The 22864-nt window shown below is 31.5% G+C and carries 25 protein-coding genes; 19 read left to right on the top strand and 6 right to left on the bottom strand.

Going from position 1 to position 22864, the window contains the following annotated elements:
* Positions 1–8: 8 nt before the first annotated feature.
* Entirely contained in the window at positions 9–341 is a 333-nt protein-coding gene (locus OS191_RS01845) for an ArsR/SmtB family transcription factor (RefSeq protein ID WP_267154005.1), read from the bottom strand.
* A gap of 148 nt (positions 342–489) precedes the next feature.
* Between OS191_RS01845 and OS191_RS01840 the strand changes: the two genes are divergently transcribed.
* On the top strand, positions 490–2802 hold the full coding sequence (locus tag OS191_RS01840; RefSeq protein WP_267154004.1) for a DNA topoisomerase 3: 2313 nt from the start codon (positions 490–492) through the stop codon (positions 2800–2802).
* A 23-nt stretch (positions 2803–2825) separates the two neighbouring features.
* Here the strand turns inward: OS191_RS01840 and OS191_RS01835 are convergent, their stop codons facing one another.
* The gene (locus tag OS191_RS01835; protein ID WP_267154003.1) at positions 2826–4025 is read right to left on the bottom strand and encodes a porin; all 1200 of its coding nucleotides are present in this window, start codon (positions 4023–4025) and stop codon (positions 2826–2828) included.
* 332 nt (positions 4026–4357) lie between these two features.
* On the opposite strand from OS191_RS01835, the gene OS191_RS01830 reads away from it, so the two are divergent.
* The 15 genes from OS191_RS01830 (at position 4358) to OS191_RS01760 (ending at position 16348) form a co-directional block, all read left to right on the top strand.
* A complete protein-coding gene (locus tag OS191_RS01830) occupies positions 4358–4972 on the top strand; it encodes a TetR/AcrR family transcriptional regulator (protein WP_267154002.1) in 615 nt (204 codons plus the stop codon).
* A 1-nt stretch (position 4973) separates the two neighbouring features.
* Positions 4974–6227, top strand: coding sequence for a TolC family protein (locus tag OS191_RS01825; RefSeq protein ID WP_267154001.1), 1254 nt, complete (start codon positions 4974–4976; stop codon positions 6225–6227).
* A gap of 2 nt (positions 6228–6229) precedes the next feature.
* Positions 6230–7126 (top strand): HlyD family secretion protein, encoded by an 897-nt coding sequence (locus OS191_RS01820; RefSeq protein WP_267154000.1) that lies wholly within the window; start codon positions 6230–6232, stop codon positions 7124–7126.
* A 51-nt stretch (positions 7127–7177) separates the two neighbouring features.
* Entirely contained in the window at positions 7178–7678 is a 501-nt protein-coding gene (locus OS191_RS01815; RefSeq protein ID WP_267153999.1) for a hypothetical protein, read from the top strand.
* Between the two features lie 8 nt (positions 7679–7686).
* Positions 7687–8145 (top strand): OsmC family protein, encoded by a 459-nt coding sequence (locus OS191_RS01810; RefSeq protein ID WP_267149516.1) that lies wholly within the window; start codon positions 7687–7689, stop codon positions 8143–8145.
* Between the two features lie 6 nt (positions 8146–8151).
* Positions 8152–9054: an ABC transporter ATP-binding protein gene (locus OS191_RS01805; RefSeq protein WP_267153998.1), complete on the top strand. Its 903-nt coding sequence runs from the start codon at positions 8152–8154 to the stop codon at positions 9052–9054.
* A 3-nt stretch (positions 9055–9057) separates the two neighbouring features.
* Complete coding sequence (locus tag OS191_RS01800) at positions 9058–9786, top strand: ABC transporter ATP-binding protein (RefSeq protein WP_267153997.1); 729 nt, start codon at positions 9058–9060, stop codon at positions 9784–9786.
* A gap of 150 nt (positions 9787–9936) precedes the next feature.
* Complete coding sequence (locus OS191_RS01795) at positions 9937–11043, top strand: ABC transporter permease (RefSeq protein WP_267153996.1); 1107 nt, start codon at positions 9937–9939, stop codon at positions 11041–11043.
* Positions 11044–11112: 69 nt separating this feature from the next.
* Positions 11113–12234, top strand: coding sequence for an ABC transporter permease (locus OS191_RS01790; RefSeq protein WP_267153995.1), 1122 nt, complete (start codon positions 11113–11115; stop codon positions 12232–12234).
* 12 nt (positions 12235–12246) lie between these two features.
* A complete protein-coding gene (locus OS191_RS01785; RefSeq protein ID WP_267153994.1) occupies positions 12247–12981 on the top strand; it encodes an LOG family protein in 735 nt (244 codons plus the stop codon).
* Positions 12982–13002: 21 nt separating this feature from the next.
* The gene (locus OS191_RS01780) at positions 13003–13413 is read left to right on the top strand and encodes a hypothetical protein (RefSeq protein WP_267153993.1); all 411 of its coding nucleotides are present in this window, start codon (positions 13003–13005) and stop codon (positions 13411–13413) included.
* Complete coding sequence (locus OS191_RS01775) at positions 13392–13835, top strand: DUF2141 domain-containing protein (RefSeq protein ID WP_267153992.1); 444 nt, start codon at positions 13392–13394, stop codon at positions 13833–13835. Before OS191_RS01780 ends, OS191_RS01775 begins: the two co-directional genes overlap by 22 nt.
* 147 nt (positions 13836–13982) lie before the next feature.
* On the top strand, positions 13983–14561 hold the full coding sequence (locus tag OS191_RS01770) for a cytochrome b/b6 domain-containing protein (RefSeq protein WP_267153991.1): 579 nt from the start codon (positions 13983–13985) through the stop codon (positions 14559–14561).
* A 39-nt stretch (positions 14562–14600) separates the two neighbouring features.
* Positions 14601–15497 carry a hypothetical protein gene (locus OS191_RS01765; RefSeq protein WP_267153990.1) on the top strand — a complete coding sequence of 299 codons (897 nt, stop codon included), beginning with the start codon at positions 14601–14603 and terminating at the stop codon, positions 15495–15497.
* A gap of 14 nt (positions 15498–15511) precedes the next feature.
* On the top strand, positions 15512–16348 hold the full coding sequence (locus OS191_RS01760; protein WP_267153989.1) for a restriction endonuclease: 837 nt from the start codon (positions 15512–15514) through the stop codon (positions 16346–16348).
* A gap of 58 nt (positions 16349–16406) precedes the next feature.
* On the opposite strand, the gene OS191_RS01755 is transcribed toward OS191_RS01760, so the two are convergent.
* Positions 16407–16868, bottom strand: a complete 462-nt coding sequence (locus tag OS191_RS01755) for a cold-shock protein (RefSeq protein WP_267153988.1) — start codon at positions 16866–16868, stop codon at positions 16407–16409.
* A 248-nt stretch (positions 16869–17116) separates the two neighbouring features.
* Positions 17117–18235 (bottom strand): DEAD/DEAH box helicase, encoded by a 1119-nt coding sequence (locus tag OS191_RS01750; RefSeq protein ID WP_267153987.1) that lies wholly within the window; start codon positions 18233–18235, stop codon positions 17117–17119.
* Positions 18236–18352: 117 nt separating this feature from the next.
* On the opposite strand from OS191_RS01750, the gene rlmF reads away from it, so the two are divergent.
* Positions 18353–19219, top strand: a complete 867-nt coding sequence (gene rlmF, locus OS191_RS01745; RefSeq protein WP_267153986.1) for a 23S rRNA (adenine(1618)-N(6))-methyltransferase RlmF — start codon at positions 18353–18355, stop codon at positions 19217–19219.
* A gap of 36 nt (positions 19220–19255) precedes the next feature.
* Here rlmF and OS191_RS01740 read toward each other — a convergent pair whose 3' ends face one another.
* Positions 19256–20602 (bottom strand): T9SS type A sorting domain-containing protein, encoded by a 1347-nt coding sequence (locus OS191_RS01740; RefSeq protein WP_267153985.1) that lies wholly within the window; start codon positions 20600–20602, stop codon positions 19256–19258.
* A gap of 228 nt (positions 20603–20830) precedes the next feature.
* Between OS191_RS01740 and OS191_RS01735 the strand changes: the two genes are divergently transcribed.
* Together OS191_RS01735 and OS191_RS01730 are read left to right on the top strand one after the other, a co-directional pair.
* Complete coding sequence (locus tag OS191_RS01735) at positions 20831–21121, top strand: DUF3817 domain-containing protein (RefSeq protein ID WP_267153984.1); 291 nt, start codon at positions 20831–20833, stop codon at positions 21119–21121.
* Complete coding sequence (locus tag OS191_RS01730) at positions 21121–22368, top strand: mechanosensitive ion channel family protein (RefSeq protein WP_267153983.1); 1248 nt, start codon at positions 21121–21123, stop codon at positions 22366–22368. The genes OS191_RS01735 and OS191_RS01730 overlap by 1 nt, the downstream gene beginning before the upstream one ends.
* On the opposite strand, the gene OS191_RS01725 is transcribed toward OS191_RS01730, so the two are convergent.
* Entirely contained in the window at positions 22361–22756 is a 396-nt protein-coding gene (locus OS191_RS01725; protein ID WP_267153982.1) for an acyl-CoA thioesterase, read from the bottom strand. The two genes, OS191_RS01730 and OS191_RS01725, sit on opposite strands and share 8 nt — an antisense overlap.
* Positions 22757–22864 lie beyond the last annotated feature (108 nt).

Raw genomic sequence — 22864 nt, 5'->3', positions numbered from 1 at the left:
ATCTAATGTTAACAGCAATCGTTATTTATTCCTGTTTCTTGCTCTAAAAATTGAGTAATTATTTGTTTTACATTCTTCCATTTATCCTGGTCTATACAATAACAAACACTAGTACCTTCAATACTTCCTTTAATAATCCCTAGCTTTTTTAATTCTTTTAAATGCTGAGAAATTGTAGGTTGTGCTAAACCAATTTCATTGACTAAATCGCCACAAACACAACTATCTATTTTAAATAAATGCTGAATAATAGCTACTCTAGCTGGGTGCCCAAAAACTTTAGCAATTTGCGCTATGTTGTTTTGTTCCTCAGTAAATATTTCCGATTTTGTAATTCCCATAATAATCTGTCATTTTATTAATCGCAATATTACGATTAAGAAAATAAAATCACAAATATTTTTAATAAAAATTGATAACAGAAGCAGATTTCATTACTTAAATTTTATAAAAAAGATGTACTTTGCATGTCCCATAAAAAAGTAAAAAATGAAAGTATGTATTGCCGAAAAACCTAGTGTTGCCAGAGAGATTGCTTCCGTTCTTGGAGCAAACAGCAAGCGCGATGGCTATTATGAAGGCAATGGATATGCTGTAACTTATACCTTTGGACATTTGTGCACACTTATGGAGCCAAACGACTATAAAGCGCATTGGAAAAGTTGGGATTTGAATAACTTACCTATGCTGCCTGAAAAGTTTAAAACCAAGGTGGTAAGTAATTCGGGGATCCAGAAACAATTCAATATTGTAAAAAGTCTTTTCGATAAAGCCGAAGTTGTTATTAATTGTGGGGATGCTGGCCAGGAAGGAGAACTCATTCAACGATGGGTTCTAGATCAAGCCAACTATAAAGGAAAAGTTGAAAGACTTTGGATTTCATCTTTAACAACGGAAGCTATTAAAGAAGGATTTGAAAAGCTAAAACCTTCTGAAGATTACGACAATCTCTACTATGCCGGATTTTCACGAGCCATTGGAGATTGGCTACTAGGTATGAATGCCACGAGGTTATACACTGTAAAACATGGAGGTTATAAACAAGTACTCTCCGTTGGACGTGTGCAAACTCCTACGCTTGCCATGGTTGTAAACAGGTTTAAAGAAATTGAAAACTTTAAGCCACAACCCTATTGGGAATTACAAACCTTATATCGCGATACGGTTTTTTCTTACGAAGAAGGACGCTTCACTAAAATGGAAGACGGTGAAATTTTAGCAAATAAGGTAAAAGAACACGAATTTGAAATAGATTCCGTTACCAAAAAGAAAGGTAAAGAATATGCGCCAAAGCTTTTCGATTTAACGGGTTTACAGGTGTATTGCAATACCAAATTTGGATTTTCGGCAGATGACACTTTAAAAATTGTTCAGAAGTTGTATGAAATGAAAGTGGTAACCTACCCGAGAGTAGATACAACCTTTTTACCTAATGATGTGTATCCAAAAGTGGCAGGAATTCTTCAGAAATTAACTAACTATGCCGAATTAACACAACCACTTTTAGGCAAGAAAATAAAGAAATCGTCTAAAGTCTTTAACGATAAGAAAGTTACAGATCACCATGCTATTATTCCAACCGGTATGCAGACCAATTTACAATACAACCAGCAGCAGGTTTACGATATTATTACAAAACGCTTTATAGCTGTTTTTTACGAGGATTGTTCTGTATCTAACACCACTGTCATAGGAAAAGCTGCTGATGTGAACTTTAAAACTACCGGAAAAGAAATTCTTAAAAAGGGATGGCGCGTAGTTTTCGAAGCTGACGAAAAAGACAAGTCTGCTCGTCCTTCAGGTGGGAAAGAATCAGATATCCTTCCAACCTTTGTTAAAGGTGAAAAAGGCCCTCATGAGCCTAGTTTTCTAGAAAAACAAACCAAACCACCTAATCAATTTACTGAAGCTTCTCTCCTACGCGCAATGGAAACTGCGGGTAAACAGGTGGACGACGATGAGCTGCGTGATTTAATGAAAGAGAATGGTATTGGACGTCCTTCCACACGAGCTAATATTATAGAAACCCTTTTTAAACGTCAATATATTAAGCGTAACAAAAAACAAATTTTACCTACGGTTACGGGAGTTGCTTTAATTGACACCATTCAAAATGAACTTTTAAAATCTGCCGAACTCACTGGTTTATGGGAAAAGCAATTAAAAGATATTGAAAAAGGGGAATTTAGCGCAAGACAATTCATTATCAATATGAAAAAAATGGTCGATGAATTGGTCTATGAAGTAAGAAGCGAAACAAAACGCGCCAATATTTCTCAAGCTACAATAGCCAAGCAACGACAAGCAAAAGCGCAACAAAAGAAAAAAGCAGGAATTGCAGCTGAAACTTGCCCTAAATGTAAAAAAGGGACACTTATTAAAGGGAAATCAGCTTATGGCTGCTCAGCATATAAAGAAGGTTGTAAATTTATTCTTCCTTTTAAATTATATGATAAGAAAATCTCCGAAAAGCAGTTTTTAAGATTACTCCAAAAAGGTTCGACTGTAAATTTAAAAGGCTTTAAAACAGATTCTGGAACAGCCGAAGGGTTGCTGCGTTTTGATGAAGCTTTTCAACTTGTTTTAGAACCTAAAAAAACAAAATCAAAAGTTATTCCAGATACTTTGACTTGTCCAAAATGTAAAAAGGGAACGGTTGTAAAAGGTAAAACAGCTTATGGATGTTCGGCGTATAAAGACGGATGTGACTTTAGATTCTCATTTGAAGATTTAAGAAGCAAAATTAAAAATAAAAAGCCAACTAAAGAATTGGTTTACAGCATATTAAATGAGGTTAATTAAGCTTACAAATTAATCGTTATTGATTAAAACGAAATATCCCATTGTACACGAAATCGCCATTCTTTAGGGTCTTGAAAGTTTGAACTTAGAAATTTGAAATGTGTAAATTCCATAGTTAATTTATTTCTATGTCCGCTAAAAAACCAATTTAAGGCCATTCCTATTTCTCTTTCATAATTATGAGATAGTTCTAAATCCGGCTGGTAATTAGTATAAATACCAGCAAGCTCTAATGGTTCAGGAACAAAGTCTAAAATATTAGAAAAAAAGTAACCTGCTTGAAAATAATATCCTCTTAAGTTTCTGGTTTGCAGATTTACGTAATCTTTTACGGTTTTTACATGAAACTCATTCTGCCAAGAAAAACCTTTGTACTTAAATGCTGTTTCTAAAAGTGCTTGATTTACTCGGTATTGACCTGGAATTCCTTCTTCGAAACCAGTTAGTTCTCCTCCTCCCGCTTGCGAAAATCGCGTATAAGGACTTCTATTTGTAGCAGCAGCCAAAGCAATTAATCCTGTAGGTTTTTTGTGAAAAGATAAATCAGAACCAGTCATTCCTAATTCACGTCCAAACATATTCCATTGCAACCTTCCAACATACATTAAATGATTATCGTCATTCGTAGTAGAACCTCGTCCAGCCCCAGTTAAAATGGATAAATGATAGGTGAAATCTGCTAAACTTCCTGGAAACACCCTTCCGTAAAACTCAATACCTTGCTGCCTGTCTAATGTAAAAGGTCTATTAATTATAGATCTATCAACCATTTGTTGCTTCCCTGAAGATATAACACGTTCCCGATTATAATAGGTTTTCCATTGTCCAACCTTTATTTTAAAAAACTCCCAGCGTTCAATCATAATTCGGAAATCCAACAAATTTCCCTGCGATAACTCATATTCAAAATAATATTTCAACCAAGGCTTATACGCATGTCCTCCAATTTTTAATCTGGCTCTATTAATTTTAAAAGTTGTTTTATGACCTTCAAAAAAGTCATTATAATTTAGTGGGTTTTGATCGTTTGGTGTTGCAAATCGAAATTGAAATCGTGATTCAACATGCAATAAGTACTTGTTATCCGGAGTGCTAAAAGCAAAACCCTTATCTGTATATTCAATATTAATATTATTCGAAGTAATAGAATCAGTCTGCGCTATCACATGATAAGTAAAACAAAAAGAAATGAAAAGAAATAAAAACCCTGTTTTGATAGACATAAACTGTTTTTAAGCTAATATAATAATTAGTATATTTTATACAATAATTAAGTTTGATATTTTAGCCAGATGTACAATTAAAAATAAGGTTAATTGTAGAAATCATTACAGACAATTAATAAGAACTTACTAACTATCATCCACAAAGATCTATTAGTTTTATTGTAATTTCAAAAATTTTTAAGCAATACCCCACTCTCTTTTATCATTGATAATCAGCATCTTATTATACCTAACAACCTTATATATTGTTACAAATTTCAATTTTATACTAGGAATTAGAAAATTTTATTATCTTTGTTAACCAAATGGTTAAACTAATTAGTTAGATAATGGCGAAAGTAAAGGATAGTAATACAGAAGAACAAATTTTAGATGCAGCTAAAAACGTGTTTCAAACAAAAGGAATGGATGGTGCAAGAATGCAAGAGATAGCAGATGTTGCAGGAATTAATAAAGCCATGCTTCATTATTATTATAAAAGCAAACAGTTGCTTTTTGAAGCGGTATTTAAAAATGCCTTTTCTTTATTGGCACCACAATTAAATAAGGTTTTAAATGATGATTCTTCAATTGAGGACAAGGTGAAAAACTTCACATCAAATTATATATCGTTCATTATCAAACATCCGTATTTACCAAACTTTATTATACAAGAGCTTAATAGGAATCCTGACTTTATAAAAACCATTCAAGAAAATAACACATTTTTAAATATTGAAAAGTTTAAACAGCAAGTAGCATTAGAAGTCAGTCAGGGTATTTTAAAACCAACTAAAGGCGATCAGCTTTTTATTAACATTCTAGCCTTAAACATCTTCCCTTTTGTAGCAAAACCCCTTATAAAAGCCTTTACAAAAGAAGACGATAAAGGTTTTAAAGCACTCATGGAACAACGAAAAACAGAAGTTTCAGAATTTATAATTAATTCGATAAAACAACATTAAAATGAAAACAACTTTTAGCATATTGGTTTTCTTTTTATTTGTGACGCTAAGTTGGGCGCAACAGCAAATTACTTTGGAAACGTGTTATCAATTGGTATCTGAAAATTACCCCTTAGTCAAACAAAGCACTTTATTAGAAAGTAAAACGCAGTTAGAGTTAGACGCCATTGACACAGCAAAACTTCCACAATTAGGATTTGATGCACAAGCGGCATATTTATCCGATGTGACTCAAATCCCCTTAGAAAACACTGGAGTTGAGCCACCTAATAACGACCAGTATCGCGCAACGCTTTCTGTAAATCAGTTAATATACAACGGTGGTTTTATCGATGCTTCTTCGAAAGTAAAATCTGCTCAATTAAAAACCCAGCAGAAACAATTAGAAGTTAGTTTATACCAATTAAAGCAACAGGTAAACCAACTTTACTTCTCCATTTTGCTTTCTAATGAATCTTTTAGTTTATTAGAAACCAAGCAAACACAATTGGAAAGTAAGCTAAAGGAAGTAAAATCTGGAATTCAATATGGAACCATATTACCATCTTCAGATAAAGTTATTGAAGCAGAATTATTAAGGATTAAGCAACAATTTTCGGACATTAATAACAATAAAAAGGTGTTAGTTGAAACCTTATCAGCTTTAATTGGTCAACCTTTAGATGTTTCAACCAAGTTTCAAGAACCTCAAATTTCAACCAGCCTCACTCCTACAACTCAGCGTCCAGAAATGGATTTATTTCAACTTAAAAAAGAAGAAATTGAAAGTCAGGAACAACTTATTCAAAAAGAGAATATCCCAAAACTATTCGGATTTGCAACAGGAGGTATTGGAAACCCTGGATTAAATATGTTGGATAATACTTTTCAGCCGTTTTATACTGTTGGTGTGAAATTAAATTGGAATGTATTCGATTGGAATGCCAATAAAAAGAAACGCGAATCTTTAATGATTAATAAAGATATTGTTGATAATGAAACTGAAATTTTTCAATTGAATAACAATATAGAACTCAATCAATATGAAACAGAGATTCATAAGATTTCTGAAAACATTCTTATAGATTCAGAAATTATAAATCTTAGAAAAGACGTGTTGTTAGCAACAGAATCTCAATTAAGAAACGGGGTGATTACCACATCTACTTATATAACCGAATTAACCAATTTATTTGAAGCCGAAAACATGCTGGTAACACATAACATCCAATTAGAATTGGCAAAAGCAAATTATAACATTACTCAAGGAAATTAAAGATGAAATACATTCACACATATTTTATAGGAATTAGCATAGGCACATTAAGTCTGGTTTCATGTAGCGATTCGAATGGAAAAGCTGATGGTTACGGGAATTTTGAAGCTACTGAAATAACCGTTTCTGCTGAAAACAATGGCAAACTCATGGTTTTTCAAGTCAACGAAGGCGATGCGCTTAAAAAGGAAGCTTTTATAGGTTATATAGACACCATTCCTTTGGCATTAAAACGTGAACAACTTTTGGTCTCAAAAGATGTTATTAGTTCTAAATCTCAAGGGGTTTTATCTCAAATAGCTGTGTTAAAAGCCAAATTAAAAACAGCAAACATTAATAAAACCAGAACTGAAAACTTGATAAAAGACAAAGCTGGAACCCAAAAACAATTGGATGATGTTTTAGGTGAAATAGATGTGATAAAACAACAAATTAGAAGTGTTGAAATCCAAAACGCTCCTGTTGTGAACGAATTAAAAAGTATCGATGTACAATTAAAACAAATTGATGACCAGATTGAAAAATGTAAAATCATCAATCCGATCAATGGAACTGTTTTAACAAAATACGCTGAACCAGATGAAATTACAGCTTTTGGAAAACCATTATATAAAATTGCCGATTTAAACAACATGGAGTTGCGTGTTTTTATAAGTGAAACCCAACTGGCTCATTTAAAAATTGGAGAGGAAGTAACTGTCAAAATTGATGCTGGAGATGCTATGAAGGATTATAAAGGAACCGTTACATGGATAGCTTCGGAAGCTGAATTTACACCAAAAATTATTCAAACAAAAGAAGAACGTGTTGCTTTGGTTTATGCTGTAAAAGTTACTGTAATAAACGATGGAAGTTTAAAAATTGGCATGCCAGCCGAAATGTGGCTCAAAACGTCTTAAACAAATAAATAAATCTAAATAATTAAAAATCAACCTTTAAATTCAAATATTATGAAAAAAACAATTTTATCATTCGCAATGTTGGCATTTATTCTTTCAAGTTGCAACAACAAAAAAGAAGAAGCGGCTACAGAACAAACTATTCAAGAGTCAGTTGAAGTCGTATCACATGAAAATCACGACACGCATCACGCAAGTTCAGCATTAAACAACGACTGGATGAATGAGATTCAAATGGATAATGGCTCGCAATGGGAAGCAAATATTGAAACGACTGATGGTGTAAACGATATGCTAAAACTAATTTCTGAAAGCAAAACAGAAACCGTTGAAGACTATTTAGGTCTAGCCAATAAATTAAACGAGAGAAAAAACACTTTGGTTAAAGAATGCACTATGACAGGGCCTTCACACGACAATCTTCATGTGTTTTTACATCCATTAATTGAAAAAATTGATGTGCTTCTAGAAACAAAAACCACTGAAGAAGGTGCAACAGCCTTAAAAAGCATCGAGGATAATTTAAATGCTTATACTACCTATTTTAAATAATATTTATCATGGAAAAACATATTTACAATGTAGATATCAACTGGACACAAGACCGTAAAGGCACCATGTGTTCTCCAGAACTACAAAACGAAGCGACTCAAGAAACAAATTGTATAGAAGTCGCAACACCACCTGAATTTGATAAAGGCATGCCACATATCTGGTCGCCAGAACATTTGTTTACAGCTGCAGTAAGCAGTTGTTTAATGACCACGTTTTTGGCAATTTCTGAATATTCAAAATTGGAGTTTATCAGTTTTAAATGTCCATCAAAAGGCATTTTAGAAAAAGTGGATGGGAAATTTGTTATGAGCGAAATTCACCTATTCCCGGAAGTGGTAATTGCAGACGAATCCAAACGCGAACGTGCAGAACGCATCATCGAAAAATCGGAAAAGGCCTGTCTCATTTCAAACTCCATTACTTCTAAGGTTGTTTTAGAGTCTAAAATAATTGTAAAAAGTTAAGACATTTTGGGGATAACTGTTTCTAACATATCGAAATCTTATAAAGACGTGAAAGCGCTTCAAAAAATATCATTTGAGGTAAAACCAAATGAGCTTTTTGGTCTTATTGGACCTGATGGCGCAGGAAAAACCACGCTTTTCAGAATCCTAACTACCTTGTTAATTGCCAACGAAGGACATGCAACAGTGGCCGGTTTTGATGTGTTAGACGACTTTAAGGAAATTAGAAAACATGTGGGTTATATGCCTGGGAAATTTTCTTTGTACCAAGATTTAACTATTGAAGAAAACTTAGAGTTCTTTGCCACTATTTTTGGAACTACCATTGAAGAAAACTACGAGTTAATTAAAGATATTTATGTTCAAATAGAACCTTTTAAAGACCGTAGAGCTGGAAAACTTTCTGGAGGGATGAAACAAAAACTGGCTTTAAGCTGTGCTTTAATTCATAAGCCTAAAGTGTTGTTTTTAGACGAACCTACAACTGGTGTGGATCCTGTATCTAGAAAGGAATTTTGGGAGATGCTTAAACGCTTGCAACAAAAAGGAATTACTATTCTGGTTTCCACGCCTTATATGGATGAAGCTGCTCTATGTGACAGAATTGCATTGATTCAAGATGGTGAAATTCTCCAAATTGACAGTCCTGAAAACATTGTAAAACAATATCCAAAAACTATATATGATGTGAGCGCGAATAATATGTATCAATTAATTAATAGTTTGAAAGCGTATCAACATCAACATAGTGTCTATCCTTTTGGAGAGTTTGTGCATTATACAGATAAACGTACCGATTTTAATCCGAAAGACTTAAAACAGTATTTAGAAGCACAGCAACTTTCGAATATTCGTATTGAAAAAACCCAAGCAACCATAGAAGATAGTTTTATGGAATTAGCGAAATAATAAATGAACAATAACAACGTCATACAAGCAGAAGGTTTAACAAAAATGTTTGGAGATTTTAAAGCTGTAAACGCCATAACTTTTGAAGTTAAAAAAGGTGAGATCTTTGGGTTTCTTGGTGCTAATGGTGCTGGAAAAACCACAGCCATGAAAATGCTGATTGGAATTTCAATTCCTACTTCAGGAGCTGCTCATGTTGCCGGTTTTGATGTGTTTACGCAAGCAGAAGATATCAAAAAAAATATTGGCTATATGAGTCAGAAGTTCGCTTTATACGACGACTTAACCGTCAAAGAAAACATTACTTTTTTTGGTGGCATTTATGGATTATCCAAATTGAAAATCAAAGAAAAAACCAAGGAACTGATTGACGATTTAGGTCTTCAAGAAGTAGCTAATCAATTAGTAGGCTCCTTGCCTTTAGGCTGGAAACAGAAATTATCGTTTTCCGTTGCTTTAATTCATGAACCTAAAATTGTGTTTTTAGATGAACCAACTGGTGGGGTAGATCCAATTACAAGACGTCAGTTTTGGGAAATGATTTACAGAGCTGCACATGAAGGAACCACCATTTTTGTAACCACGCATTATATGGATGAAGCAGAATATTGCGATCGGGTGTCTATTATGGTGAATGGTAAAATTGAAGCTTTAGATACACCTAAAAAATTAAAAGAACAATTTAAAGTGGATAGCATGAACGATGTGTTTTTAAAATTAGCACGTGGATGAAAACATTTGCCCTCAGATGACGCAGATTAGCGCAGAAACTAAATGAAACATCTGCGTATATCAGCGAAATCAGCGGGACAAAAAATGAGATTCCCACGTCCGTGAGAATGTTAAACTTAAAAGAGATTCCTGCATTCGCAGGAATGTAGTATGAAAAGATTTATAGGTTTTATAACAAAGGAATTTTACCATATTTTTAGAGATAGACGCTCTTTGTTTATTCTTTTTGGGATGCCTATTGTCCAAATTCTACTGTTTGGTTTTGCTATTACAAACGAAATAAACAATGTAGATATTGCTATTTTAGACCATTCTAAAGATGCTTCCACCAAAGAGATTATTAATAAAATTTCTGCTTCAAAATATTTCAGTATCAAACAACTTATTGAACGAGAAGCCGATATTGAAGGTGTTTTTAAAAAAGGAAAAGTAAAGGCCGTTTTAAACTTTGAAAAAGACTTCAGTAAAAATCTCATCAAAGATCATCAGGCGACCATTCAAATTATTACAGATGCAACAGATCCCAACACAGCAAATACCATCAGTAATTATGTGAATTCTATTTTACAAAATTACCAGCAAGAGCAAAACAAAGCCATTAACATCGACTATGTGATTGTTCCTGAACCTAGAATGGTTTATAACCCAGAACTAAAAAGCGTCTATATGTTTGTTCCTGGCGTTATGACTATTATTTTAATGTTGGTTTCAGCCATGATGACTTCCATTTCAATTACAAGAGAGAAAGAATTAGGAACTATGGAGATTCTATTAGTGTCTCCAATCAAACCTTTTCAAGTAATAATAGGCAAGGTGTTTCCATACATTTTTCTATCCATTATCAATGCCATTGTAATTGTAGTTATGAGCATTTTCATTTTTAAAATGCCTGTTCAGGGTAGCTTATTATTGTTAGGCTTAGAAAGCGTATTGTTTATAGTTTCAGCCTTAGCGTTAGGAATTTTAATCTCAACCATTTCAGCAACTCAGCAAACAGCCATGATGATTTCGCTCATGGGATTAATGCTTCCTGTAATTCTACTATCAGGATTCATTTTTCCTATTTCGAGCATGCCTGTCCCTTTACAAATTATTAGCAATGCCATTCCAGCTAAATGGTTTATCATCATCTTAAAAGGGATTATGCTTAAAGGTGTTGGAATCCAATTTTTATGGAAGGAAACATTGATTTTACTAGGTATGACCGTGTTTTTTATTGGCTTGAGTGTTAAGAAATATAAAATTAGGCTTGAATAAGCTTAGACAAAAGAAAATAGAAGAAAGAGAATAGACTTAACTGTCTGGAATCTTTATTCTTTTAGAACTATGAAAACAATTAGATACATCATACAAAAAGAATTCAAACAAATCTTTAGAAATAAAGGGATGTTGCCTATTATTTTTGTGCTACCACTACTCCAATTGGTTATTCTTTCCAATGCGGCAACCTTTGAAGTCAAAAACATCAAATTTGCATATATAGATCATGACCATAGTTCTTCATCCAGAGCCTTAATTGAAAAATTTGAAGCATCAACGTATTTTAATGTTTTAACCGATTTTCCTTCGGAAACTCAAGCAAGTTCTGCCATGCTAAAAGGCGAAGTGGATGTGGTTTTAGAGATTCCTTCGCATTTTGAACGGAATTTACAAAAAGAAAAAAATGCAAATCTTGGGATAACCATAAATGCCATTGATGGTGCAGCTGCTGGTGTTGAAAACGTGTATGTCTCGCAAATTATTCAAAGCTATAATAAGCATATAAAAACAGATTTGATGCAAAGGTTAGATGCTCAAATTCAACCAGTAAACATTGCAAGTATTCCATTGTTTTGGTATAACGAAACCTTAAATTATAAGACTTATATGGTTCCTGGAATTCTAGTATTATTAGTAACCATGATTACCTTATTTCTTTCAGGAATGAATATTGTTCGTGAAAAAGAAATTGGCACCTTAGAGCAAATAAATGTGACACCAATAAAGAAAAGTCAGTTTATTATAGGCAAACTCTTTCCATTTTGGGTAATCGGTATGGGCTTATTAACCATTGGATTAATATTAGCTAGATTGATTTTTGATGTTCCTATGATTGGAAGTTTATTTTTAATGTACTTCTATACATCCATTTATATTTTAGTCATTCTTGGGATGGGCTTATTCATTTCCAACTTTACAGACACCCAACAACAAGCCATGTTTATAGCTTGGTTTTTCACGGTTATTTTCATATTAATGAGTGGTTTGTTTACTCCTATTGAAAGTATGCCAGAATGGGCTCAAACACTCACAGAATTCAATCCTATCAAATATTTTGTGGAAGTGATGCGTATGGTTATGTTAAAAGGTTCTGGGCTTATGGATATTTTACCACAATTGATAAAAACACTTGTGTATGCCCTTATCATGAATGGCTTAGCCGTTTGGAGTTATAAGAAAGCTAGTTAAAATCATACTTTTATGGAGACAAAACAGAACCATAAATTATCTACAGAAGAATCCTTATTTGTAAGAGGACCTTTATCGCGTTTTAAAGAATTGACTTTTGCCTTTAAGGTGTTCTTTAATTTTATTAATGCATTTAGGAAAATGCACTTTATTGGTCCTTGTGTTACTGTTTTTGGTTCTGCACGCTTTACAAATGATTCGACACATTATAAAAATGCCGAAAAAATTGGAGCAGAATTAGCAAAAATAGGGTTTACAGTAATGACAGGTGGTGGTCCTGGTATTATGGAGGCTGCCAATAAGGGTGCTTTTGAAGCTGGAGGCTATTCGGTTGGGTGTAATATTATTTTACCATTTGAGCAGAAACCAAATCCTTATCTTCATAAATGGATAAACATTCCATATTTCTTTTTACGCAAGGTTATTCTTGTAAAATACTCTTATGCATTTGTTGTTATGCCTGGAGGCATTGGTACCTTAGATGAGCTTTTTGAGGCTCTAACACTTATCCAAACCCAAGTCATTCAAGATTTTCCAGTGGTTATTTTTGATTCGGAATATCATAAAGAATTATGCCAACATATTGAACTGATGGCAAAGAATGAAAGCATCAGTCCAGAAGATATGAAATTACTTTTCATAACCGATTCTGTAGAAGATTTAATGGCTCATATTAAAAAATATTCTATTAAAAAGTTTGGGTTAATTAACAAACAAAACAAGCCAAAATGGTGGCTTAATGAATAAAATAATTAAATAGAAATATTTATGAAAAAGGTAAAAATAGTTCAGCTAGTAAGTGCGGTTATTTTACTCATGTTTGCGCTAATCACTTTGTTTATGAGTAGTTCTGTGATTTTCGATTGGTTTGAGATTAGAGCCAAAGAAGGAAACTATGTGCTTTTTATAGTTTGGACAAACTTGATATGTAGTCTACTGTACTTACTTGCTGTTTACGGATTTATTAAAAGTAGAAAATGGACATCTACAGTATTGGTTGTAACATTAATTATGTTAGCCTTAGCTTTTGTTGCCTTACAATTTCATATTAATAATGGAGGTCTTTATGAGTCAAAAACGATTAAAGCAATGATTTTTAGAATGTTGCTAACATTTACTTTCTCTTTAATAGCCTTTCTTAAATTTAATAAGACACTATGGAAAAAACCATCTTCTTAGGATTTCTTTTAATGGTTACAATATTAGAAAACATTAATTCAGACACCTATTTTTTAACTGCAGAAGTTGATGATTTAAACAATTCTGAAGGGACTGTCATATTTGCTTTATACAATAAAAACGGGACGATACCAGATGAAAATTTTAAAAACTATTACAAAATAAAATCGGGAGATATTATTGATAAAACAGCAAAAGTAACTTTCAACCATTTGAATCCTGGTATTTATGCAATTACCATTTTACACGATGAGAACAATAATGGAAAAATAGATAAAAAATTCATGTTACCATTACCTGATGAAGGTGTTGGGTTTTCAAATTATACTGATTTTGGGCTAAACAACCGTCCAAATTTTAAAAAAGCCAGTTTTAATTTAAATAAAGACACAACCATTGTAGTAAAAACAATTTATAAATAAAATGAAATTTAAGTTCTTTTTTTTGATTTCTGTTTTGAAATTTATCTTTAGTTAATGTGTAGAAATTAGACTCTCTTTTATCTAAACTTTTATTTTAAAAAACAGCTTAAATCTATCAAAATAATCATTCAAATTAAAACAAACATTATGGAAAACGCAACATATTCTAAAGTATATCGAATAATTCATTGGGCAATTGCTGTTTCATTCCTACTATTATTAATTACAATTTTTTTACGATTAACCTGGATGAATAAGTATCATGTAGCAGCTATCATTCAGGATTATTTGAGTAGTACTGGACAGAATTTATCTGAAGACCAACTTATTACTTTAGCAAAAAAGATAAGACAACCTATGTGGGATTGGCATATTTATATGGGTTATGTATTGGTTGGGTTATTTAGTATTCGTTTTATACTTCCTGCTTTCGGACAGATGAAGTTTCAAAATCCTTTAGGTAAAAATCTAACAACAAAAATGAAATTTCAGAAATGGACATATATCATTTTTTATCTCTGTGTTATTGTATCGCTTGTTACTGGACTAATTATAGAACTTGGGCCTAAAGAACTTAAAAAACCAATGGAGGAGATTCATGTTCTTGGTATCTACTATCTAATAGCATTTATAGCAATCCATTTGGCAGGTGTATTAATAGCAGAATTTACGGAACAAAAAGGGATTATTTCAAGAATAGTAAGTGGCTTTAAGAGAGAAAGTTAAAAACACATTACAAAGACTAGATTATAGAAAACTAATTAAATGAAAGCGAAAGCTCACATATTATTTTTGTTTTTGTGGTGCACACAATTTGTTTTTTCGCAAGAAGGTGTTGACTCCTTACCACAACTAGATTTGTATAGAATAGCTTTTATTAACCAAAGTGACAGTTATATTACTTTTCCAACTGATGTAGGAAACATTGAACCCTTATTGTTTGAAGCTAATCTAAATCCTTCTTTTGTTATTAGAAAACGAAAAGATTCTAAATTGATGGCCATTTTAACGCCACAGATTATCATTAGAATGTATAATGAATATTCCTATCCTATAAAAACACCTAGTTATATTCCTCAAATCTCAGCCTTTTATCTAGTTAACAATAAAAGCGCTTTAGAATATTCCGTTTTATTTGGACGTCTTGCACATCATTCTAATGGACAGGATGGCGCATTTTATAATGATGATGGAACTATAAACTTAGAGTCAGGGAATTTTTCAACAAATTTCATAGAATTAGGTTTTATCCAAACAGGTTATAGTAAAAGTTTAAAAGCAATTAAAACCTTAAGAAGTTCTATTGAAGTTCATCCAAAATATTGGATGCAAGACGAATTACAAGGAATTTATAGTGGTTTGAGATGGCATAACGCTTTTACGTCTTTCAAATTTCCATTAAACGGATCAGAAAATAAAAAAAAAGCAAAATACTCACTAAAAGCAGAAACGACGTTTATGCTTGATAATTACAACGATCTAAAGATGTTTGATTTAGATAGAATTAACGCTAAATTTACCTTCTATTATCATCCAGTTTTTTTAGAAGACATTGGGTTCTTTGTTCAGTTTTATCATGGCATGGATTATTATAATATTTATTTTAACCATCAAATATCTATCATCAGATTTGGAATTATGACAGAAATTTTAAGATTTTAAAACAATATAGCACAATGGAAAAGCAAGTTTTTATAAAAAAAAGTAATGGAGAAACGGAACTCTTTTCGTTTGAAAAATTAAGAAACTCACTACTGTCTTCGGGAGCTACCAAACAAATAGTAGAAATTATTGTATCTAAAATACAACCAGAAGTTTTCGACGGCATGTCTTCCAATGAGATATACAAAAAAGCATTTGCCTTATTAAAAAAAGACAATAAGATTTGTGCTTCACGCTATAGTTTAAAACGTGCTCTATTCGATTTAGGACCTACAGGTTATCCATTTGAGAGGTTGGTTGCTGCTCTCTTAAAAGAAAAAGGATTTGAAACTCAGGTAAGTGTTATTTTAAATGGTGAATGTGTCACTCATGAAATTGATGTCTTGGCAGAAAAAGATGGCAATGTATATGCCATAGAATGTAAGTTTCATTCGGATGCTAAAAGAGGCAGCAACGTTAGAGTGCCGTTATACATTAATTCTAGATTTTTGGATATCCAAAAGCAGTGGAATATCAATTCCAATAAAAAAACACATTTAAAGCAAGGTTGGTTGGTAACAAATACCAGGTTTACCGAAGATGCTTTAAATTATGGCAAATGTGTAGGTTTAACTATGTTAAGTTGGGATTATCCAAAAAATAACGGATTAAAAGCAAATATTGATACTTTGGCTCTGTATCCTGTTACCACTTTAACAACCTTAACAAAAAAGGAAAAACATCAGCTTATAGACAAGAATATTGTTTTGGTTAAAGAGCTAGCAAATGCTAATAAAATATTGAAAAACCTAGGTATATCCGATCTTAGAATTGGAAAGGTTCTAAATGAAGTAGAAAAACTATGTTTTTAATAAAAAAATCCTATCAATTTCTTGATAGGATTAGTATATTTTAATGTGATATATCTATTTATTCAACAATTTTTACTCGAACTGCATTCATACCTTTCATTCCTTTCTCTAATTCGAAAGACACCTTATCGTTTTCTTGAATTTCATCAATCAAACCACTAACATGGCAGAAGTATTTTTCTTGATTTTCTGAATCTATAATAAATCCAAAACCTTTTGAAGTATCAAAGAAGGAAACTTTTCCCTTTCTAACCGGATCGAATTCTTCTACATCACTATCATCTCGTTTTGGAATACTAACTTCGATACTTTCAGCATCCACTTTTACTTTCATGGAAGGGTCTGGGGGTGTATCGGTTAAATTTCCATTATAATCTACGTAAGCAAATTGGATTCCTTCACTTCCTCCTTCTTCTTTTTCAAGTTTACGCGCTTCCATTTTCTTACGCTTATCTTCACGTTTCTTTAAACGCTTTTTTTCTTTTTCACTTTTATTAAATGTTTGTTGCGATTTTGCCATTCGTTGTTTTAAAATTAATTGATAATCTATTACTTAAGAAGATGTAAAAATACTAAACGAATGTTTCGATAAGAACCATGTATATATTATTAATGAACCTAAGGATATGACCTGCATCTTTATGACATGCAGTTAGGTATATCTCCTTAACTATTGCAAATATAAGGCTTTCATTTCAATTTATTTAAAGAATTGGCTGTCTTTTTATTGAAGTTTAAAAATATAAAGCCCTTAAAATAAATAGTAAATTACATAACGATTTCTCTAAAAGTAATACCTAATTCTCTTTGTAAATCATGAATTTTTTGCAACTCTCCAGGAATCAATAAGGCTATTGAATGACCTGTTTTTCCTGCTCTAGCTGTCCTCCCACTTCTATGTGTATAGTATTCTAACTGCTCTGGGAGTTGGTGATGGATTACAAAGCCAAGATTATTTACATCAATTCCTCGAGCAGATACATCTGTAGACACTAATACTCTTAAAGATTCGTTTTTAAAAGCACGCATGACTTTATCGCGCTCTTTTTGTTGCATGTCACCTTCCAAAGCCGCAACCGAGTATCCTTCGTTTTTAAGATTTTCAACCAAACTTTGAGTTCCAGCTTTGGTTCTACAAAAAATAATACCACGTTCGTCTTTTCTTCTATCTAAGATTCTGGTTATAATATTTTCTTTGTCTTTAATGGTTGTTGTAAGGTATTGATGGGTAATGTTTTCATTAACTAAGCTATCTTTATTTACTTCAATGCGAACAGCCTTTTCAGACATATATGTTTTTATAATTTGCTTTATCTCATCAGGCATTGTTGCTGAAAACAACCAGGTATGTCTATGTCCTGAAGTAAACTTTAGAATTTTATTTAAATCTTCTTTAAATCCCATACTAAGCATTTCATCTGCTTCATCTAGTACTAGTGTTTTAATATTTTTTATGTTGATGGTATTACGTTCAATTAAATCCAGTAAACGTCCAGGGGTTGCCACTACAATATGAGTGGTGCGTTTTAAAGCACTTATTTGTCTATCAATTTTTTCTCCACCGTATACACCTTCAACAAATATTTTAGAATCTGAATATTTAGTAAACTTAAAGAGTTGTTTTTTAATTTGTTGTACCAACTCTCTTGTAGGAGCTAGAATTAAAGCCTGAATGTGATTGTTTGAAGGATCTATTTGATGTAAAATAGGCAAACCAAAAGCAGCTGTTTTTCCTGTTCCTGTTTGTGCTAGGCCTATAAAATCTGTTTTGGAATTTAGTAGTATAGGAATAGCTTGTTCCTGTATGTGTGTGGGTGTTTTAATTCCAAGCTCTTTTAAAGCTTTTATATATTCTTTACTGATTCCTATATCTAAAAATGTAGCCATAATAATTAATTAGGTGCCAAAGATACTGTTATTTACTATGGAGGATTACTTTATTTTTAAACTCTTTTAGATGTTTAATAAGTTTATATTTGAATATTAAACGAAATACGGACTTTAATGCATACTAGAAATTTACACCGTAATGGTTATATTTTTGAAGAATTAATAGAAAATCATCACCCCTTAGAGGATTTTGTATTTACAAATGACTACCAAAATAAAACCATCGATTTTTCAAATCCTGATGCCGTATTTCATTTAAATAAAGCTTTATTAAAAACCTATTATCAAATTACAGATTGGCATATACCAAAAGGCTATTTATGTTCCCCAATTCCTGGAAGAGCTGATTATATTCATCAAATTGCTGATTTGCTTCAAATTGAAAACTCTAAAGACTCCATTAATGGATTAGATATAGGTGTAGGCGCTAATTGTATTTATCCTCTTTTAGGAGCTCAAATATATCATTGGAAAATGGTAGGATCAGATATTCAATTAGAATCTGTAGATGCAGCAAAACATAATGTCAGTTTAACTGATAATCTAAGTGATTCTATTGAAATAAGACATCAAACAAATCCTGCTAATATTTTTGAAGGCATTATCTTGCCAAATGAATATTACCATTTTACCATGTGTAATCCACCTTTTCATGCTTCGGAGAAAGATGCTTTAAAAGGATCAAAACAAAAATTAAAAAATCTTAAAATAGATGGAGAACTTCTCTTAAATTTTGGTGGTCAAGCTAATGAATTGTGGTGTAATGGTGGCGAAGCCTTATTTATAAAACGCATGATAAAACAAAGCATAGGCTTTAAAAATCAAGTGCTATGGTTTACATCTTTAGTTTCAAAAAAAGAACATATCCCAAAATTTCAGAAACAGCTTAATAAATTAAATGCCTCCTATAAAATTATCGAGATGTTTCAGGGTAATAAGAAAAGTCGTATTCTAGCTTGGTCCTTTAAACACGAAAGCTAATTAAGCTATGCTAACTTAAAAAAAGGATTAATTTTTTTAATAAATAAGTAGTTTTTTCGTTTCTGACGTTTCTTCAGAAATAATTTTTACCAGATATAATCCAGAACTATAAGCATCTAATGAAATATCATTTCTTCCATATGCTAAGTTTTGGCTATGCATTAATTGCCCTTTTAATGAATACATTTCTAACTTAGCTTCTTGAGTTTGTATAGAAATGGATATATTTTCGGTAGCAGGATTTGGAAACATGTCAAAAGTAAACACATCTGAATTTGCTTCATCTATAGACAAGGCTTCACAATCTGACTCATTTTCAACAAAAGCACTTATATCGTCAATCAACCAATTTGCTAAAAAACTTGCATTAGCATCATCAACAAAAATACAGCTTAGATTGCTATTGTCCGTCATTATAAATTCAGAAATGTTTACGTTGTTTCCATTTCTAAAATCCACTGTTGAAAGATTGTTGCCTTCACATTTAATTCGTTTTAAAACAGGATTGTTTGAAATATCTAATGTTGTAAGATTGTTAAATTTAGCATAGAAAAATAATAACTCTGGTGCGTTTGATAAATCTATTTCATTGATGTTATTGTAGCATACAAACAATCTTTCTAAATCTGTGTTCGTATTTAAATCTAAACTAGTTATATTATTATTTCTACAATCTAAATAACTGAGTTCTGTATTATATTCTGTTGATAAAGCACTTAAATTATTACCACTACATGAAACCGTTTTTATATTAAAGTTTTGTGATAAGTCCAGCTCATTTAAATCATTAAAATCTACATGTAAATACCTTAATTGCGTATTACTTAAAAGATTTAAGTCTTCAATAAAATTTGAATAGCAGCCTAAAAATTCTAAATTAGAATTAGCTGAAACATCTATGGTTGATAGATTATTTAAACTTACAGATAAATCTGTTAAACTAAAATTACCTGAAACGTCTATAGAACTTAAAGAATTTGAAGCAAGCTCTAAAACACTTAACTTAGTATTAGAAGATACATTTATACTGCTTAAGCTATTATCGTTAGCTTTTAATTCTTCCAAATGGTTATTTTGAGAAATATCTAACAAACTTAAATCGTTGTTAGAACAATTAAGCGTTTTTAAGCTCGTAAATGCTTCAATACCAGAGAGGTCTTGTATATACTCGTAACTAACGTTTAAATGAAAAACTTGAGAAGCATCAGAATTTAATATATTCCCATTTAAGCCGTTGGTATCAATATTCAAATTAACCAAAGCTTCTTCAAAATTTGAATCTAAAATAGGAGTTGTAGATTGAGAAAATATTTGAGACATAAATCCCATCAATAAAATTGATAATATAATACGTTTAGATATGCCTTTAATTGTAGGTTGCATATTTTAGTGTTTAGTTTTTAATATTAGTTGCTTACATATATTGATATAAAGGTATTATAATATTAAAATGCATAATCATTTTATCGTTATGATTTAAATTTTTCCGATAACCTACTGTTTTTAACCCGAATATGTTTTTATTTTTAAAAATATTAATACGTTAAAAACATTTTAAAAATGCTATACTTTGTAACTTGAATCGTATTTTTGTCAATTAAAATTAAATTTATGTTTTCTTTATTAAACACATTTAGAGTCATCGCACTTTTAGAAGGAATTTCTTATATATTACTATTATTTATTGCTGTACCTATTAAATATTTTGCAAACGACCCTCAATATGTAAAAATGTTAGGTATGCCTCATGGAATATTATTTGTAGCTTATGTTATTTTAGCTATAATTTTAGGTTCTAAATTAAAATGGAAAACTTCTTCCTTATTATTTATTTTGGCTGCATCTGTAATTCCTTTTGGAACTTTTTATGTGGATAAAGTTTACTTAAAACAAGTATCTTAATGGAATATATTCAATGTTTTTTTTACGATTATTTAGTTTCTCTCAATGTTCCTGAAACTGCGTCAAAATATTTGAACATGCTTTGCTTGTTAATAATTCTAGCAATTATTATTTACATAACAGATTTTATTACTCGTAAAATATTATTAAATGCTTTTTCTAAATTTTCTGATAAATCGAAAACCAATTTCGACGATTTATTAATAGACCATAAAGCACCTAGAAACATTGCACATATTGTTCCTTTAGTTATCACAATTAAAGTATTCCCTTTTGTTTTTTACGATTTTCCACATTTTGAGGGTTACATTATTATGATTCTTAAAGTATATGGTGTTATATTAACCATATGGATAATTAGAAGTATTTTAAAAACGTTTGAATCCTATTTTAAAACCCTACCAAGCTTAAAAGACAAGCCCATTGATAGTTATATTCAGGTAGCCATGCTTTTTTTATGGATTATTGGGTTTGCCACATGTTTGGCTGTACTAATTGATCTTTCTTTTGTAAAATTCTTTACCACACTTGGTGCTGCTTCAGCTGTTTTATTATTAATTTTTAAAGATACTATTCTTGGGTTTGTTGCCAGTATTCAAGTAGCTATAAACGATTCTGTTCGAATTGGAGATTGGATTACCATGGAAAAATTTGGTGCAGATGGAGATGTTATTGAAATTAACCTATCTACTATTGAAGTTCAAAATTTCGACAAAACTATAACACACATTCCTACTTATGCTATTTTAACTGATTCTTTTAAAAACTGGAGAGGCATGCAGTCTTCTGGTGGAAGACGAATTAAACGTGCCATTGTATTAAAGGCTAAAAGTGTCCATTATTTAACCGATGAACAAATTGAAGAGCTCAAAAAAATAGAGGTGATTTCTGAATACCTGTCGCAAAGACAAAAAGATATTATAAACTACAACGAAACACATAACGTAGATAAAACTACATTAATTAATGGTAGAAACATGACTAATCTAGGAGTGTTTAGAAAGTATTTATTAAGCTATGTCCAAAACCATTCTGCTATAAATAAGGACATGTCTATTATGGTTAGACAGTTAGAACCTACTCCAAACGGATTACCTTTAGAGATTTATGCGTTTAGTAGTGATAAACGCTGGGAAAATTACGAATATATAATGGCAGATATTTTCGACCATGCCATATCTGCAGTAAGCTATTTCGATTTGGAATTATTTGAATACCCTACCCAGTTTCCAAACCTGGCTAAGTAGTTTTATTTAATCTGTCTTTAACATACTCAAGCCTCTTTTTACCATGAGGGGCCGGTTTCCCATCTTCACCCAAGTTTACCATCACAATATTATCGACTGTTAAAATTGTTTCACGTGTCATTTTATTACGTGCTTCACAATTTAATGTAATCGATGTTTTTCCAAATTTTACTACACTCATGCCTAGCTCAACAATATCACCTTGTTTTGCAGAACTATTAAAGTTAATTTCAGAAATAAACTTGGTAACAATTTTAGAATTTTCTAATTGAATATTGGTATATAAAGCTGCTTCTTCATCAATCCATGCTAATAAACGACCTCCAAATAAGGTGCCATTAGGATTTAGGTCTTCGGGTTTAACCCATTTTCTAGTGTGAAATCTCATGTTAAAATATATTTTATTACTGTTTATATCAAAGATACCTTTTATAACCTTAATCTAAAACAACAATAGATATTTTGATTCTATTAAAACATACTTTATTTCTATTTG

It is taken from the genome of Xanthomarina sp. F2636L, from assembly GCF_026410195.1.
Lineage (GTDB): Bacteria > Bacteroidota > Bacteroidia > Flavobacteriales > Flavobacteriaceae > Xanthomarina.
This window is presented reverse-complemented; position numbering and strand designations above follow the sequence as displayed.

What these genes read in the sequence shown, in the direction of transcription:
- OS191_RS01840 (WP_267154004.1), top strand. Translation starts at nt 490, where the DNA reads ATGAAAGTATGTATTGCCGAAAAACCTAGTGTTGCCAGAGAGATTGCT.
- OS191_RS01845 (WP_267154005.1), bottom strand. Translation starts at nt 341, where the DNA reads ATGGGAATTACAAAATCGGAAATATTTACTGAGGAACAAAACAACATA.
- OS191_RS01790 (WP_267153995.1), top strand. Translation starts at nt 11,113, where the DNA reads ATGAAAACAATTAGATACATCATACAAAAAGAATTCAAACAAATCTTT.
- OS191_RS01770 (WP_267153991.1), top strand. Translation starts at nt 13,983, where the DNA reads ATGGAAAACGCAACATATTCTAAAGTATATCGAATAATTCATTGGGCA.
- OS191_RS01835 (WP_267154003.1), bottom strand. Translation starts at nt 4,025, where the DNA reads ATGTCTATCAAAACAGGGTTTTTATTTCTTTTCATTTCTTTTTGTTTT.
- OS191_RS01740 (WP_267153985.1), bottom strand. Translation starts at nt 20,602, where the DNA reads ATGCAACCTACAATTAAAGGCATATCTAAACGTATTATATTATCAATT.
- OS191_RS01785 (WP_267153994.1), top strand. Translation starts at nt 12,247, where the DNA reads ATGGAGACAAAACAGAACCATAAATTATCTACAGAAGAATCCTTATTT.
- OS191_RS01800 (WP_267153997.1), top strand. Translation starts at nt 9,058, where the DNA reads ATGAACAATAACAACGTCATACAAGCAGAAGGTTTAACAAAAATGTTT.
- OS191_RS01815 (WP_267153999.1), top strand. Translation starts at nt 7,178, where the DNA reads ATGAAAAAAACAATTTTATCATTCGCAATGTTGGCATTTATTCTTTCA.
- OS191_RS01795 (WP_267153996.1), top strand. Translation starts at nt 9,937, where the DNA reads ATGAAAAGATTTATAGGTTTTATAACAAAGGAATTTTACCATATTTTT.
- OS191_RS01820 (WP_267154000.1), top strand. Translation starts at nt 6,230, where the DNA reads ATGAAATACATTCACACATATTTTATAGGAATTAGCATAGGCACATTA.
- rlmF (WP_267153986.1), top strand. Translation starts at nt 18,353, where the DNA reads ATGCATACTAGAAATTTACACCGTAATGGTTATATTTTTGAAGAATTA.
- OS191_RS01830 (WP_267154002.1), top strand. Translation starts at nt 4,358, where the DNA reads ATGGCGAAAGTAAAGGATAGTAATACAGAAGAACAAATTTTAGATGCA.
- OS191_RS01755 (WP_267153988.1), bottom strand. Translation starts at nt 16,868, where the DNA reads ATGGCAAAATCGCAACAAACATTTAATAAAAGTGAAAAAGAAAAAAAG.
- OS191_RS01730 (WP_267153983.1), top strand. Translation starts at nt 21,121, where the DNA reads ATGGAATATATTCAATGTTTTTTTTACGATTATTTAGTTTCTCTCAAT.
- OS191_RS01825 (WP_267154001.1), top strand. Translation starts at nt 4,974, where the DNA reads ATGAAAACAACTTTTAGCATATTGGTTTTCTTTTTATTTGTGACGCTA.
- OS191_RS01750 (WP_267153987.1), bottom strand. Translation starts at nt 18,235, where the DNA reads ATGGCTACATTTTTAGATATAGGAATCAGTAAAGAATATATAAAAGCT.
- OS191_RS01780 (WP_267153993.1), top strand. Translation starts at nt 13,003, where the DNA reads ATGAAAAAGGTAAAAATAGTTCAGCTAGTAAGTGCGGTTATTTTACTC.
- OS191_RS01765 (WP_267153990.1), top strand. Translation starts at nt 14,601, where the DNA reads ATGAAAGCGAAAGCTCACATATTATTTTTGTTTTTGTGGTGCACACAA.
- OS191_RS01775 (WP_267153992.1), top strand. Translation starts at nt 13,392, where the DNA reads ATGGAAAAAACCATCTTCTTAGGATTTCTTTTAATGGTTACAATATTA.
- OS191_RS01760 (WP_267153989.1), top strand. Translation starts at nt 15,512, where the DNA reads ATGGAAAAGCAAGTTTTTATAAAAAAAAGTAATGGAGAAACGGAACTC.
- OS191_RS01725 (WP_267153982.1), bottom strand. Translation starts at nt 22,756, where the DNA reads ATGAGATTTCACACTAGAAAATGGGTTAAACCCGAAGACCTAAATCCT.
- OS191_RS01735 (WP_267153984.1), top strand. Translation starts at nt 20,831, where the DNA reads ATGTTTTCTTTATTAAACACATTTAGAGTCATCGCACTTTTAGAAGGA.
- OS191_RS01810 (WP_267149516.1), top strand. Translation starts at nt 7,687, where the DNA reads ATGGAAAAACATATTTACAATGTAGATATCAACTGGACACAAGACCGT.